13 protein-coding genes are annotated in these 13,334 nt (G+C 67.5%); 8 read left to right on the forward strand and 5 right to left on the reverse strand.

The features are described 5' to 3' along the window. Nucleotides 1-20 precede the first annotated feature (20 nt). Nucleotides 21-584 carry a GNAT family N-acetyltransferase gene (locus tag LOY33_RS16060; RefSeq protein WP_258659384.1) on the reverse strand — a complete coding sequence of 188 codons (564 nt, stop codon included), beginning with the start codon at nucleotides 582-584 and terminating at the stop codon, nucleotides 21-23. 159 nt (nucleotides 585-743) lie between these two features. Between LOY33_RS16060 and LOY33_RS16065 the strand changes: the two genes are divergently transcribed. After that, the gene (locus LOY33_RS16065; RefSeq protein WP_258659385.1) at nucleotides 744-3,158 is read left to right on the forward strand and encodes a membrane-bound PQQ-dependent dehydrogenase, glucose/quinate/shikimate family; all 2,415 of its coding nucleotides are present in this window, start codon (nucleotides 744-746) and stop codon (nucleotides 3,156-3,158) included. A 5-nt stretch (nucleotides 3,159-3,163) separates the two neighbouring features. Further along, the gene (locus LOY33_RS26105; protein ID WP_043860909.1) at nucleotides 3,164-3,799 is read left to right on the forward strand and encodes a TetR/AcrR family transcriptional regulator; all 636 of its coding nucleotides are present in this window, start codon (nucleotides 3,164-3,166) and stop codon (nucleotides 3,797-3,799) included. A gap of 87 nt (nucleotides 3,800-3,886) precedes the next feature. Here LOY33_RS26105 and ppnN read toward each other — a convergent pair whose 3' ends face one another. Together ppnN and LOY33_RS16085 are read right to left on the reverse strand one after the other, a co-directional pair. After that, nucleotides 3,887-5,260 (reverse strand): nucleotide 5'-monophosphate nucleosidase PpnN, encoded by a 1,374-nt coding sequence (ppnN, locus tag LOY33_RS16080; protein WP_043860910.1) that lies wholly within the window; start codon nucleotides 5,258-5,260, stop codon nucleotides 3,887-3,889. A gap of 149 nt (nucleotides 5,261-5,409) precedes the next feature. Further along, on the reverse strand, nucleotides 5,410-6,252 hold the full coding sequence (locus tag LOY33_RS16085) for an SDR family NAD(P)-dependent oxidoreductase (protein ID WP_213605836.1): 843 nt from the start codon (nucleotides 6,250-6,252) through the stop codon (nucleotides 5,410-5,412). Nucleotides 6,253-6,365: 113 nt separating this feature from the next. Between LOY33_RS16085 and LOY33_RS16090 the strand changes: the two genes are divergently transcribed. Further along, entirely contained in the window at nucleotides 6,366-7,304 is a 939-nt protein-coding gene (locus tag LOY33_RS16090; RefSeq protein WP_043860912.1) for a LysR substrate-binding domain-containing protein, read from the forward strand. Here LOY33_RS16090 and LOY33_RS16095 read toward each other — a convergent pair. Together LOY33_RS16095 and LOY33_RS16100 are read right to left on the reverse strand one after the other, a co-directional pair. Beyond that, on the reverse strand, nucleotides 7,243-7,995 hold the full coding sequence (locus LOY33_RS16095; protein WP_088515176.1) for an anti-sigma factor: 753 nt from the start codon (nucleotides 7,993-7,995) through the stop codon (nucleotides 7,243-7,245). The two genes, LOY33_RS16090 and LOY33_RS16095, sit on opposite strands and share 62 nt — an antisense overlap. Then, entirely contained in the window at nucleotides 7,992-8,501 is a 510-nt protein-coding gene (locus tag LOY33_RS16100; RefSeq protein WP_258659386.1) for a sigma-70 family RNA polymerase sigma factor, read from the reverse strand. The genes LOY33_RS16095 and LOY33_RS16100 overlap by 4 nt, the downstream gene beginning before the upstream one ends. 131 nt (nucleotides 8,502-8,632) lie before the next feature. Here LOY33_RS16100 and LOY33_RS16105 point away from each other — a divergent pair, with 131 nt between their 5' ends. From LOY33_RS16105 to LOY33_RS16125, 5 genes are all read left to right on the forward strand, one after another. Beyond that, nucleotides 8,633-9,676 (forward strand): catalase family peroxidase, encoded by a 1,044-nt coding sequence (locus LOY33_RS16105; RefSeq protein WP_054915135.1) that lies wholly within the window; start codon nucleotides 8,633-8,635, stop codon nucleotides 9,674-9,676. Beyond that, entirely contained in the window at nucleotides 9,673-10,200 is a 528-nt protein-coding gene (locus LOY33_RS16110) for a cytochrome b (RefSeq protein WP_043860916.1), read from the forward strand. Before LOY33_RS16105 ends, LOY33_RS16110 begins: the two co-directional genes overlap by 4 nt. Before the next feature lie 172 nt (nucleotides 10,201-10,372). Continuing rightward, nucleotides 10,373-11,629 carry an OprD family porin gene (locus LOY33_RS16115; protein ID WP_254998821.1) on the forward strand — a complete coding sequence of 419 codons (1,257 nt, stop codon included), beginning with the start codon at nucleotides 10,373-10,375 and terminating at the stop codon, nucleotides 11,627-11,629. Between the two features lie 196 nt (nucleotides 11,630-11,825). Next, a complete protein-coding gene (locus LOY33_RS16120; RefSeq protein ID WP_043860918.1) occupies nucleotides 11,826-12,356 on the forward strand; it encodes a sigma-70 family RNA polymerase sigma factor in 531 nt (176 codons plus the stop codon). Next, nucleotides 12,353-13,303, forward strand: coding sequence for a FecR domain-containing protein (locus LOY33_RS16125; protein ID WP_258659387.1), 951 nt, complete (start codon nucleotides 12,353-12,355; stop codon nucleotides 13,301-13,303). The genes LOY33_RS16120 and LOY33_RS16125 overlap by 4 nt, the downstream gene beginning before the upstream one ends. Nucleotides 13,304-13,334: the final 31 nt, after the last annotated feature.

Genomic DNA, 13,334 nt, shown 5'->3' on the forward strand with positions numbered 1-13,334 from the left:
GCAAGGCAGCCCCGCCTCAATCATCCCTCAACCCTGCGCTCGAATATCCAGGTGTCATGCACCCCATGCCACGGTGTATCGCGCACACCCTCCACCACCCGCACCACCTCGAACCCAAGCGCCCTGGCCAGCCCATGGCTGGCGCCGTTCACCGACGCCGCGGTCAGGCGCAAGGTGCCGAAATCCTGCGCCGCCAGCAGCGCGCCGATGCCTTCGCTCATCAACCCCTGCCCGCTGTACCCGACGTTGGCCCAGTACCCCAGCACATGCGCATGCTCGCCCGCAGGGTCCGGATACAGGCCAGCACAGCCAATCACCGCGGTCTGATCGGCCGTGAGAATGAAGTAACGCTTCTCGGCCGCCACCCGCGCGTGGTCCAGCAACGCCTGGCGCAGGTTGTTGCGCGTGTCCTGCAACGCCGGTGCGGCCTTGGCCCACGGCAAAAACGGCTGGTGCAGCACAAAGCTGTCGATCAACGCCTGGTTCACCCACGGCGCCAACACCGCATCCGGCATCACCACCAACGTCCTGGGCGTACTCGCCACCACCTGCAACACCATGCCTGCACTCCCCTTGCTGTTCATCCTGATCCCGATGATTGTCACAAAAAATTTCACCGGTGCGACATTTTGTCTTTCATTGCCGCCTGAACAGGTTCAAAATAAAACTGTACCGTACAGTACTAAACATGAATCCACGCCCCCATGCCCGCGCAGCTGGGGTCGTGTCATGGACAAACAGGAATGAAAAACACAGATAACCCGGGGGCCCCTGCCCCTGCTTCAACTCGCCTTGCCTTTTATATCTTCGGTACCCTGCTCGGCCTCAGTGGCCTGGCCCTGGCGGTCGGCGGTGTGCGCCTGGCCACCCTCGGCGGCTCGTGGTACTACCTGTTGGCCGGCCTGGGCATGCTGCTGGCCGGTGTGCTCTATGCCCGGCGCAAGCCGCTGGGCGCCGGCCTGATGGCGCTGGTGTTCGGCGCCACCGTCATCTGGTCGCTGTGGGAAGTCGGCCTGCGCTTCTGGCCACTGGTGCCGCGCCTGGCGCCGTTCCTGGTGATCGGCCTGGTGGCGGCGGTGTTGCATCCGTACCTGGGCGGCGGCCGTCAACGTGGCCTCAGCCATGCGTGCGCCGCCCTGTTCGGGCTGGCCCTGGTGGCCGGCGGCGCCTCGACCTTCGTGCCGCACGGGGTCATGCACGCCACCACCCAACCGGTGCTCGACACCCCGGCCACCACGGCCGGCGCCCCCCAGGACTGGCAGCACTACAGCAACGGCCCGCAGGGCACGCGCTTCACGCCGCTGGACCAGATCAACAAGGGCAACATCGACAAGCTCCAGGTGGCCTGGACCTACCGCACCGGCGAGATCGCCGAAGGCGCCTCCGAGTCGCAGAACACGCCGATCCAGATCGCCGACACGGTGTACACCTGCACCCCGTTGAGCAAGGTCATCGCGCTGGATGCCGACACCGGCAAGGAGCGCTGGACCTTCGACTCCAAGCCCGCCAACGACAAGACCTGGAACCGCTGCCGCGGCCTTGGCTACTACGAGCCGGACAAGGTCCAGAAGCCGTTCCAGTTCGCTGACCTGGCACCCGCCCCACGCGCCACGGGTGGTGTGTGCGCCAAGCGCATCGTGCAGGTCACCATGGATGCACGGCTGATCGAGATCGACGCCGACACCGGCAAGCCGTGCGAAGACTTCGGCGACAAGGGCTCGGTCGACCTGACCCAGGGCCTGGGCCTGGTGGATGAAGGCGTGCCGTACTACGCCTACACCTCCGCGCCCACCGTGGCACGCAACCTGATCATCCTCGGCGGCTGGGTCTTCGATGGCCGCTCCACCGACGAACCGTCAGGCGTGGTGCGTGCCTTCAGCGCCGACACCGGCGAACTGGTGTGGGCGTGGGACCTGGGCAACCCGGCCATCACCAAGCTGCCACCGGAGGGCGAAACCTATACCCGCAGCACGCCGAACATGTGGTCTACCCCGGCGTTCGATGACGAACTGGGCCTGGTCTACCTGCCTACCGGCAACCAGCAGCCCGATTTCTGGGGTGGCGATCGCCCGGCGCTGACCGAGAAATACTCGTCTGCCGTGGTTGCCCTGGACATGGCCACCGGCCGCGAGCGCTGGACCTTCCAGACCGTGCACCACGACATCTGGGACTACGACGTGGCTGCCCAGCCGGCGCTGTACGACGTGCCGGACGGCAAGGGCGGCAAAATCCCCGCGCTGATCCAGCTGACCAAGCGCGGGCAGATCTTCCTGCTCGACCGTCGCACCGGCAAGCCGATTGCCGACGTGGTCGAAAAACCCGTGCCCCAGGCCCATGCCGAAGGCGACTGGGTAGCCAAGACCCAACCCTACTCGGTAGGCATGCCGGCGCTGGGCGCCGAACCGCTGACCGAACAGGACATGTGGGGCGCGACCTTCTTCGACCAGCTGATGTGCCGCATCAACTTCCGCGAGCTCAACTACGAGGGTGAGTTCACCGCACCGAGCACCCGCGACACCCTGATCTACCCGGGCTACTACGGTGGCTTCAACTGGGGCGGCGCGGCCATCGACGAGCGCAACGGCTACCTGTTCCTCAACGACATCCGCATCCCGCAGGTGGTCAAGCTGGTCAAGCGTGAAAACGTCGACCTGTCGCACCTCAAGTCCGGGCACGGCGTGGGCAGTACCTACCCGATGGACGGCACGCCGTTCGTGATCGACCACAAGGCCTTCAACTCGCCACTGGGCATCCCCTGCCAGAGCCCGCCATGGGGCGTGTTCGCCGCCATCGACCTGAAAACCCGCAAGCAGGTCTGGGAACGTCCGGCCGGTACGGTGCAGGACGCGGTGATCAATGGCGTGCGTGCCAACCTGCCGATCCCGCTGGGCATGCCCACCCTGGGCGGCGGCGTGAGCACCGGTGCCGGGCTGGTGTTCTATGCCGGTACCCAGGACTACTACCTGCGGGCACTGGACATCGCCACGGGCGAGGAAGTGTGGAAGGGTCGCCTGCCAGTCGGCGGCCAGGCCACGCCGATGAGCTACGTGTCGCCGCGCTCGGGCCGTCAGTACGTGGTGGTGGTGGCCGGCGGTGCGCGCCAGTCTCCAGATCGCGGGGATTACGTGATAGCGTACGCGCTCCCTGACAAAGAGTAGCGCCCATGACCCCGTTGCACCGTGCCCCGACTTCCCCTACGAGCCGAAGTGTGGAGCGCAGGCGCAACCTGCTGGTGACCGCCAGCGAGCTGTTTCTGGAGCACGGTTACGATGGCGTCAGCATGGACGCCATCGTCGCCGCGGCAGGCGGTTCCAAGGCCACCATCTACCGCTACTTCGGCAGCAAGAACGAGCTGCTGGTGGCGGTGGTGGAGTACCTGTGCGACGACTTCATCATCGACCTGCGCCAGCTGGACACCAGCACCGTGGGGCTGGCCGAGGGGCTGCGGCTGATCCTCGACCAGTTGGTGGCGGTGGTCACCAGCCCGCGGCACGTGGCGTTCTACCGCCTGGTGGTCAATGGCACGGCGCATGTGCCCGAAGTGGGCCAGACCTGGTACGAGCATGGCCCGCAGGTGTGGCATTCGCTGATTCTGCGCTTGCTCGAAGGCCAGCGCGGGCAAGGGGCAGTGGCCGCGGATGCATCGCTGTCGGAACTGCCGCACGTGCTGTTCGATGCGCTGTTCTCGCACCTCACCACACGCACCGTGATGCTCGGGCAGCACTGCACGGCCGAAGCGTTCCGGCCGATGATCGATGAGCTGACCGGGTTGGTGCTCAGGCGTTTGCAGCAGAATTGAACACCGCGTCGCCGGCGATCGCGGGTCAAGCCCGCTCCCACAGGATCATCTGCCACCTGTGGGAGCGGGCTTGACCCGCGATAGGCCTTAACTCACCACGCGGTAGCACGGCTCATACGCCGCCCCACCCGGCAGCTTCATCCGATGCTGCTCCACGAACGCCTGCAACAGCTTGTCCAGTGGCTGCATGATCGCGGTATCGCCATGGATCTCGTACGGCCCATGCTCCTCGATCAGGCGAATGCCCTTGTCCTTCACGTTGCCCGCCACGATCCCGGAGAACGCCCGGCGCAGGTTCGCCGCCAGCTCGTGTGCCGGCAAGTCGCGGCTCAGCTGCAGGCTGGCCATGTTGGCGTGGGTCGGGTCGAACGGGCGCTGGAAGCCCTCTTCGATCTTCAGCATCCAGTTGAAGTGGAACGCATCGTTGCGCTCGCGGCGGAACTGCTTGACCTGCCTGAGCCCCTCGGTCATCTGCCGCGCCACCTGGGCCGGGTCGTCGATGATGATCTCGTACAGCGCATGGGCCGCCTCGCCCAGGGTGGCGCCGACAAAATCATGCAGCTGCTGCAGGTACGCCTCGGCGCTGCGCGGGCCGGTGAGGATCACCGGGAACGGCAGGTCGCGGTTTTCCGGGTGCATCAGGATGCCCAGCAGGTACAGGAACTCCTCGGCCGTGCCTGCGCCACCAGGGAAGATGATGATGCCGTGGCCCACGCGCACGAAGGCTTCCAGGCGCTTTTCGATGTCCGGCAGAATCACCAGCTCGTTGACGATCGGGTTCGGCGCCTCGGCGGCGATGATGCCCGGCTCGGTCAGGCCCAGGTAGCGGCCGATGCTCATGCGCTGCTTGGCGTGGGCGATGGTGGCGCCCTTCATCGGCCCCTTCATCACGCCCGGCCCGCAGCCGGTGCAGATGTCCAGCTTGCGCAGGCCCAGCTCGTGGCCGACCTTCTTGGTGTACTGGTATTCCTCGGTGCTGATCGAGTGGCCGCCCCAGCACACCACCATCTTCGGCTCCACGCCCGGGCGCAGGGTGCGCGCGTTGCGCAGCAGCTGGAAGACGTAGTCGGTGATGCCCTGGGAGCTTTCCAGGTCGATGCCCATGCGGTCCAGTTCGCTTTCGGTGTAGACGATGTCGCGCAGGGCGCTGAACAGCATTTCGCGGGTGCTGGCGATCATTTCGCCATCGACGAAGGCGTCGGCCGGCGCGTTCAGCAGCTCAAGGCGCACGCCGCGGTCCTGCTGGTGGATACGGACTTCGAAGTCCTTGTAGGCGTCGAGAATGGTCTTGGCGTTGTCGACGTGGGCGCCGGTATTGAGGATGGCCAGGGCGCACTGGCGGAACAGGGTGTAGATGCTGCCGGAACCGGCTTCGCTCAGTTGCTGCACTTCACGTTGGGAGAGTGTCTCCAGGCTGCCTTTGGGGCTGACAGATGCGTTGATTACGTGTCTTGGGGTCATTCTGGATTCCATATGTACGACGCCAGCGAACGGCTGTGGCATCGGGGTATTAACGCCTGACGCAATGCTGCATACAGGTTTTATCAGGTGGCCGGTCGCAATGGCAAACGGTCTGCCTGAAAGAGTAGGCGCGATCCCCCGGCGATGCCTCAGATTCCGTGCGCCGCCCAGCACTGCGCCACCTGCTCGGGCTGCTGCGCCTCGACCCCGCGCAGATCCCTCGGGTAGGTGACCCCCGCCTGCTCCTCGAAGCGCGTGGCCACGAACTGCCCGTTGCTGGCGCGCAGCACCTGCCCCGTCACCTGGCACGCGTCCGACACCAGGTACACCACCCCCGGCACCACCCACTCGGGCTTGAGGTCATCCGGCTCGCCCTCCTCGCCCCACATGCGCGTGCGCGCCACCGGCGAAACCGCGTTTACCAGAATGCCGTGTGCGGCGCCCTCTTCGCTCAAGGCATTCATGATGCCTAGCTGCGCCATCTTGCCGGCGGCATAGGCCGCCAGCCCGGTCTGCGCGTAGCACGCATACATGGCCCGGTCGGAGGTCGTCAGTACCACACGCGGCGCGGCGCTGGCCTTCAGGTGCGGCCAGGCGTGCTTGCACAGCCACAAGGGCGCCTGCACGTTGATCGCCAGGGCGCGCTCGACAAAGCCTGCATCCACCTGCTCGATCGGCTGGTACCCCACCCAGCCGGCGTTGTGGATCACCCCGTCGAGGCCGCCGAACTGCTCCACAGTGCGTGCCACCAGCGCCTCACAGGCCGCTTCATCGGCCAGCTCGGCGCAGTGCCCGAGTACCTGGTGCCCCGCCGCCTGCAGGGCCTGGGCCGCCCGTTCGACCGGGCCGGGGTCGGTGCCGCAGCCGGCGCGGTCGGCGCCGCGGTCGGTAATGACCACCCGCGCGCCACGTTCGGCCAGGGCCCTGGCGTAGGCAAGCCCCAGGCCGCGGGCGGCGCCGGTGACGAGAAAGGTGCGATGGGTGAAGTTCATGGGCGCTCTCCTGTAAAGTCGTCGAGCCTATCGAGCGCGCCGCGCAAAGTTGAATATTATCGAAGGCCGGTTCCGATACCCGTCAGATATCACACCGCGCCAGGGACGCCGCCATGATCGAGACCCGCCTGTTACGCCAGTTCATCGTCGTTGCCGAAGAACTGCACATCCACCGCGCCGCCGAACGCCTGCACATGGCCCAGCCACCGCTGAGCCAGGCGATTGCGCGGCTGGAACAGAAGCTCGGTTGCACGCTGCTGGTACGTCACTCGCGCGGGGTGTGCCTGACCGGCGCCGGCCAGGCCTTCGTCGAGACCGCGCGCGCCACCCTGAGCCTGCTGGACCAGGGCGCCGAACACGCCCGCGAGGTGGCCGACGGGGTCAGCGGGCACCTGCGCATCGGCAGCCTGGCACTGGCCGGCTACCCGCCCCTGCTCGAGGCCCTGCGCCGGTTTCGCGCGCAGTGGCCCAAGGTGCGCCTGAGCCTGCAGCAGCAACCCTCGGCGCAACTGGCCGAGGGCGTGCTGGGTGGTGAACTGGACGTGGCCTTCATGCGCCAGTTGCCGGGGCTGAGCGAGCGCCTGCACAGCCGGCTGATCCTCGACGAGCCGCTGCTGCTGGCGGTGCCTGCCGGGCACCGACTGGCCCACGGTGGCCCGGTGCACCTGGGCGAGGCCGCAGACGAAGATTTCGTGTTCACCCCGCCGGCCCTGGGCAGCGGCTTTCACCAGCAGATGCTGAGCCTGTGCGAACGCGCCGGCTTCACCCCGCGCATCAGCCAGCAGGCGGCGCAGATGCAGACACTGGTCAGCCTGGTGGGCTGCGGGTTCGGCGTGGCCCTGGTGCCGCAGGCGGCGGCGCGGGCCAACCGTCAGGACGGCGTGCACTTCTGTGCCCTGCACGACACCCCGCCGCTGGGCCTGTACATGGTGTGCCCGGGGGAGCAGAGCACCCCGCAGGCACGCCACTTCATGGACCTTTTCGCACCGGCTACAGGGCAATCCCCAGTGCCTGGCGCAACTGCGCGGCACGCGGCTCTGCTGCCGGGCTGACCAGCGCGTAGTTGTAGGCGCCCTGCGACCAGTAGCGGGCCTGCAACTCGCCGTCCACCCGCTCGCCACTGGGCATGCGCGCATAGTGCTCGCCGGGCGAGCGCAGGAACAGGCTGACCCGCTCGCCGCTGGCATCCTGGAACAGCAGCAGCGCCGCCGGCCCCTGCTCGTTGCTGAGCAACCGCGCGCCCACCGGCGTGAAGCCATAGGCCGAGAGGTCCGGCAACTGCCCTGCCTGGGCAAAGTGCTCGCCCAGCCAGGCCTGCAATTGCCCCGGCCGCTGCACGTTCAGGTCCAATGTGCCCGACTGGGCAAACAGGCGGTGCGCCTGCACGGCATCGGCCATCGGTGCAAGGCCCGCCTGCAGGCTCGACTCGCGCGCCTGCCAGCCGCCCAGGCCACCGATGCCCAGTGCCACCAGCAGCATCGCCGCGCTGGCCCATTGGCGGCGATGGCGCTGGCGCACGGCGCGGCGCACGGCTGCCGGGTCGAGCCGCGGGTTCGCGGGCTGCTCGGCCAGCCCGGCCAGGGCGGTGCGCAGCAGGCGTGCATCGGCGCGCCAGCCCTCGACCCGCGCCGCCTGCTCGGGGTGGGCTGCCAGGTACAGTTCCACCTCGCGGCGGCGCGCCGTCTCGAGGCGTTCGTCGACATAGGCGTGCAACTCGTCTTCGGACGGGATCAGCCGGCTCATTTCAACCTCCGCAATGCCGGGGGCGGCGTATTGCCCTCGGCCAGTTCTCGCATTGCCGCACGCGCCCGTGACAGGCGCGACATCACCGTGCCGATGGGCACGTCCAGGGCCTGTGCGGCCTCCTTGTAGCTCAGGCCCTCGACAGTCACCAGCAGCAACAGCGCCCGTTGCTCGGTGGGCAGGCGCGCGAATGCGGCCAGGCCCGACTCGGCGAGCACGATATCCTCGGTGCTACTGCCCAGCGCCTCGTCGCGCCCGAACCACGCCAGCCAGCGGGCATGCCGGCGCTCGCGGCGCTTGGCGTCGATGAACAGCCGGTACAGGATCGCGAACAGCCAGGCGCGCAGGCTGTCATCGCCACGCTGCTGGCCGCGCCGGCTCAGGGCTCGCTCCACCGTGGCCTGCACCAAGTCGTCGGCGCTGCTGGCCTCGCGGGTCAGCCACAAGGCAAAGCGGCGCAGGCGCTGGAGCATGTCGCGCAACTGGTCGTCATCAAGATCGTTCATGGTCGGGGTTCTGGGCGGCTGGCAGTCAGTGTACGAGGCAGACGCTCGCCGCCGAAATTTATTCCCGCCGGCGTGGAATAAAACCTGGTGCGGTGCGTCGTACCGGCTCATTCACTGACCGGATCGCCGCCATGAGCACTCCGTTAAACGGTCGCGCCCGCACCCTGCGCCTGGCCGTCATCGGCCTGGGTATCGCCGCCCTGGGCGCAAGCTTTGCCTACGCTGCCGGCTGGATCGGCCCGCAGCGCCTGACCCCGCAACGTATCATCGACACCTTCGAGGCCCAGGCCGGGCACTACCCCGGCTATCGAAAGAACCACGCCAAGGGCCTGTGCGTGAGCGGCTATTTCGACAGCAGCGGCCAGGCTGCCAGCTGGTCGCGGGCCCGGGTGTTCAGCCAATCCAGAGTGCCGGTGATCGGACGTTTCGCCATCGGCGGCGCCAACCCGTTCAGCGCCGACGCCAGTGTCGCCACCCGCAGCCTGGCGCTGCAGTTCAGCAGCGACGACGGTCAGCGCTGGCGTACCGGCATGAACACCCCGCCAGTGCTGGCCGTCAGCGATGCCGCAGGGTTCTACGAACAGGTGCTGGCCTCGACGCCCGACCCGGCCACCGGCAAGCCGGACCCGGCGGCCCTGCAGGCGTTTTTCGCCAGGCATCCCGAAAGCGCCGCCTTCCGCCAGTGGGCCAGGGACTACAAGCCCTCCGACAGCTTTGCCAGCTCGGCCTTCAACAGCATCAACGCGTTTCGCCTGGTGGATGCGGCGGGCAAGGTGCAGTACGTGCGCTGGAGCCTGCAGCCGCACAGCGACTTCGCCCCGTTGCCAGCCCAGGTCGACGACAGGAACTTCCTTCAGCACGACCTGCAGCAACGCCTGGCCAAGGGCCCGCTGCGCTGGACCCTGCGCCTGACCCTGGCCGGCGCCGACGACCCGGTGGACGACCCCGCGCGCCCCTGGCCCGTCACCCGCCAGCAGGTCGATGCCGGCACCCTGGTGATCGACCACGTCGATGCGCCCGAGCAGGGCGAATGCCGTGACCTGAACTTCGACCCGCTGATACTGCCCGACGGCATCCAGGCCTCGGCCGACCCGATCCTGGCCGCCCGCTCGGCCGCCTATGCCGAATCCTTCAACCGGCGCAGCCGCGAAACCGCCCTGGGGGCCCACCCATGAACCTGCACCCGTCTACCCGCTTCCACCCGTTGGCGCGCCTGCTGCACTGGCTGATGGCCGTGTTGATCCTGGCGATGCTGTTTGTCGGCGTGAGCATGGTCGCCGACCTCTCGCCCCGCCACCCATGGCTGGTCAGCCTGCACAAGGCCATCGGCCTGGCCCTGCTGGTGCTGGTGGTGCTGCGCATCGCCACACGCCTGCGTTACGCCACCCCGCCCCTGCCCAGCGACCTGCCACGCCTGCAGCAGTGGGCCGCCAAGGCTTCGCACCTGCTGCTGTACGGGTTGATGCTGGGCATGCCGCTGATCGGCTGGGGCATGCAATCGGCCGGTGGCTACCCGCTGCCGTGGCAACTGCCGGCCATTGCGCCCCACGACCTGCGCCTTTACGCCCTGCTGCGCGCCCTGCACGGCTGGCTGGCGTACCTGCTGTTTGCCACCGTGCTGGTGCATATCGCCGCCGCACTGGTGCACGGTTTTGTCCGCCGCGATGGCGTGTTGCGCAGCATGTGGCCGGGGCGCTGAGCGCGGCGGCGCAGCAACAGGCAACCTACCTGGCAACGGGCATAACGTTAACACGTTAACTTTTTTCGCTCGCAAGCCTGCAAAGGCTTTCGGGGCAAAAAGATAATATGTTAATTATATGCCCGCACCGCAGCAGCGGCCGCCGCCAGAACAACAACAAAAGGTAGATTGCATGTCGTTTTCCCGCCGTCCCCTGACGGCCAGCGCCGGCCTGTGCGCCGCGCTTGCGCCGTTGCTTGTGCAGGCCGATTTCATCCAGGACAGCAAGGCCAGCCTGGAGGCCCGCAACTTCTATTTCAGCCGCGACTTTCGCCAGCACGCCGCGCCCCAGAGCCAGGCGCGGGAGTGGGCCCAGGGCTTCATCCTGCGCATGGAATCGGGTTACACCGAAGGCACCCTGGGCGTTGGCCTGGATGCGCTGGGCGAGCTGGGCCTGAAGCTCGACTCCAGCAAGGCGCACCGGGGCACCGGCCTGCTGCCGTTCGGCGCCAGCCAGGAGCCGGCGCACGACTACAGCGAACTGGGCCTGACCGCCAAGCTGCGCCTGGGCAAGAGCGTGCTCAAGCTCGGCACCTTGCAGCCCACCTTGCCGGTTGCCTCGATCAACGACGTGCGCCTGCTGCCCTCGACCTACAACGGCAGCCTGCTGACCTCGCAGGACATCGACGGCCTGACCCTGAACGTGGGCCGCCTGGAAAAACAGAACCTGCGCGACTCCTCGAGCAACGACCAGATGAGCTATGCCGGTGTCCAGAGCAGCCACCTGGACCTGGCAGGCGGCACCTACGCGCTGCGCCCCAACCTGGCGCTGAGCTACTACTACGCGCAGATGCACGACCTCTACCGCCAGCAGTACGCCGGGCTGGTGCATGACCTGTCGCTGGCCGAAGGCGTGAGCCTGCGCAGCGACCTGCGCTACTTCGACACCCGCGAACAAGGCAACGCCAACCTGCGTTCCGCTGCGCGGGTGGACGGCGGGCGCATCGACAACCGCTTCTTCAACGGCATGCTGACCCTGGGCGTGGGCGCGCACAAATTCGGCCTGGGCTACCAGAACCTCTCGGGGGACGGCGACTTCGCCTACCCGGGGCTGGACCCGTACTCGGTCAACCTGGTGACGGTGAATGTGTTCACCAAAGCCGAAACCGATGCGTGGCAGGCGCGCTACGACTACAACTTCGCCGCGCTGGGGCTGCCGGGGCTGAGCTTCATGACCCGCTATGTGAATGGCAACCATATCCAGACCGCGACGGTGAGCGGCGGCAAGGAATGGGAGCGCGATACCGACATCGCCTATGTGGTGCAGAGCGGGCCGCTGAAGAACGTGAGCGTGCGATTGCGCAATGCGACGTTCCGTTCCAGTGGCGGGTTGACCAGCGATATCGACGAGAACCGCTTGATCGTGGGGTATACGCTGGCGTTGTGGTAATCGCCGAGGGGCCGCGTGGCGGCCCTTTCGCGGGGCAAGCCCGCTCCCACAGCCACACCGCTGCCTTGCAGGACGGTGCAGACCCCGTGGGAGCGGGCTTGACCCGCGATGCGCCCAGCGCTATTTCACCTGCCCTCTTCCTAACATTCTTGGGAATGCTTATCATCTGCATCCTTTTTCCCCGGAAGTCGCCAGGATGAGCGCCCCCACCTCACCCGCCAACGCCGAAGTCGGCCAGCTCTACCAGCACCATCACCTGTGGTTGCAGCATTGGCTGCGCCGGCGCCTGAGCTGCCCGCAGCGCGCCGCCGACCTGATGCAGGACACCTTCGTGCGCATCCTCGCCTCGTCCGAGTCGCTGGAGCTGGTGCGCCTGCTGCGCGAGCCGCGCAGCTACCTGGCGACCGTGGCGCGGCGGGTGATGATCGACCACTTCCGGCGCCAGAAGCTCGAACAGGCCTACCTCCAAGCCCTGGCCGCCCAGCCGGTGTACGAGGAGATCTCGCTGGAAGAGCGCCTGCTGATTCTCGAGACCCTGCGCGAAGTTGACCGCCTGCTGGCCGGGTGCGGCGCCAAGGCGCGCCAGGCGTTCCTGATGGCCAACTGGCTGGGCATGACCTATGGCGAAATCGCCACGGCGCTGGGCGTTTCGCTCAGTTCGGTGAAGAAGTACATGTACAAGACCACCGAGCGCTGCCTGCTGCTCGCCTTCGACGAGCAGCCATGAGCAACGACCGCGAAGCGCAGCGCCAGGCGCTCAAGGAAGCCGCCCGCTGGCATGTGCAGCGCATGGCCGGCGATGCCAGCCCCGGCCTGGAACGGGCCTGGCGGGCATGGTTGGACAGTGCCCCGCAGAACGGCTGGGCCTGGGCCCGGGTCGAGCAGTTGCATGGGCAACTGGCCAGTGTGCCGGGTGGGCTGGCGTTCGATGCCTTCAAGCGTGCCGAAGCCCAGGGCCTGACCCGCCGCGGCGTGGTCAAGGGGCTGCTGCTGGCGACCGGGCTGGGGCTGGGTGGCTGGGCCAGCTACCGCAGTACTCCGGCGCAGGCGTTGCTGGCGGACGTGCACAGTGGCACGGGTGAAATTCGCAGCGTCACCCTGGCCGACGGTAGCCAGTTGGTGCTCGATACGGCGTCGGCGGTGAACATCCGCTTCGACAGCCGGCAACGGCTGATTCAGCTGGTGCGCGGGCGGATCCTGCTTACCAGTGGCAAGGATGTGCAGCAGCGACCGTTGCGGGTGCAGACCGCGCAGGGCGTGGTGCAGGCGCTGGGCACGCGCTTCAGCGTGGCGCAGCAGGCCGGGCGCAGCGAGGTCGAGGTGTTCGAGCATGCGGTGCGGGTCAGCCCCTTGCTGGGGGAGGCGCAGCGACTGGAGAGTGGGCAGGCGTGCGGGTTCAGTGATCAGTGGGTGGATAGCCCGCAGCTGGCGTCGGCGGCCCAGGCGGCGTGGAGCCTGGGGCAACTGGTGGTGGAGAACTGGCGGCTGGGTGATCTGCTCGACGAGCTGGGGCGGTACCGGCCGGGGTTGCTGACCTATGCGCCGCAGCTGGCAGAGCAGCGTGTGTCGGGCAACTTCTCGTTGACCGACAGTGATGCGGCGCTGTCGGCGCTGGCGCGCTCGTTCGATTTGCGAATCGAGCGGCATGGTCGGTACTGGGTGCGGGTGATGTAGGCGCCGGCCTTGTCTGGCCGGCTCTTGACCT

Origin of the sequence: Pseudomonas sp. B21-036 (genome assembly GCF_024748925.1) — a bacterium.
GTDB lineage: Bacteria > Pseudomonadota > Gammaproteobacteria > Pseudomonadales > Pseudomonadaceae > Aquipseudomonas > Aquipseudomonas palmensis.

Bases quoted from the DNA above. Each gene is read 5' to 3' on its own strand.
- ppnN (WP_043860910.1), bottom strand. From the start codon at position 5,260: ATGACCCCAAGACACGTAATCAACGCATCTGTCAGCCCCAAAGGCAGC.
- LOY33_RS16085 (WP_213605836.1), bottom strand. From the start codon at position 6,252: ATGAACTTCACCCATCGCACCTTTCTCGTCACCGGCGCCGCCCGCGGC.
- LOY33_RS16060 (WP_258659384.1), bottom strand. From the start codon at position 584: ATGAACAGCAAGGGGAGTGCAGGCATGGTGTTGCAGGTGGTGGCGAGT.
- LOY33_RS16065 (WP_258659385.1), top strand. From the start codon at position 744: ATGAAAAACACAGATAACCCGGGGGCCCCTGCCCCTGCTTCAACTCGC.
- LOY33_RS16100 (WP_258659386.1), bottom strand. From the start codon at position 8,501: ATGAACGATCTTGATGACGACCAGTTGCGCGACATGCTCCAGCGCCTG.
- LOY33_RS16125 (WP_258659387.1), top strand. From the start codon at position 12,353: ATGAGCAACGACCGCGAAGCGCAGCGCCAGGCGCTCAAGGAAGCCGCC.
- LOY33_RS16120 (WP_043860918.1), top strand. From the start codon at position 11,826: ATGAGCGCCCCCACCTCACCCGCCAACGCCGAAGTCGGCCAGCTCTAC.
- LOY33_RS16105 (WP_054915135.1), top strand. From the start codon at position 8,633: ATGAGCACTCCGTTAAACGGTCGCGCCCGCACCCTGCGCCTGGCCGTC.
- LOY33_RS26105 (WP_043860909.1), top strand. From the start codon at position 3,164: ATGACCCCGTTGCACCGTGCCCCGACTTCCCCTACGAGCCGAAGTGTG.
- LOY33_RS16115 (WP_254998821.1), top strand. From the start codon at position 10,373: ATGTCGTTTTCCCGCCGTCCCCTGACGGCCAGCGCCGGCCTGTGCGCC.
- LOY33_RS16090 (WP_043860912.1), top strand. From the start codon at position 6,366: ATGATCGAGACCCGCCTGTTACGCCAGTTCATCGTCGTTGCCGAAGAA.
- LOY33_RS16095 (WP_088515176.1), bottom strand. From the start codon at position 7,995: ATGAGCCGGCTGATCCCGTCCGAAGACGAGTTGCACGCCTATGTCGAC.
- LOY33_RS16110 (WP_043860916.1), top strand. From the start codon at position 9,673: ATGAACCTGCACCCGTCTACCCGCTTCCACCCGTTGGCGCGCCTGCTG.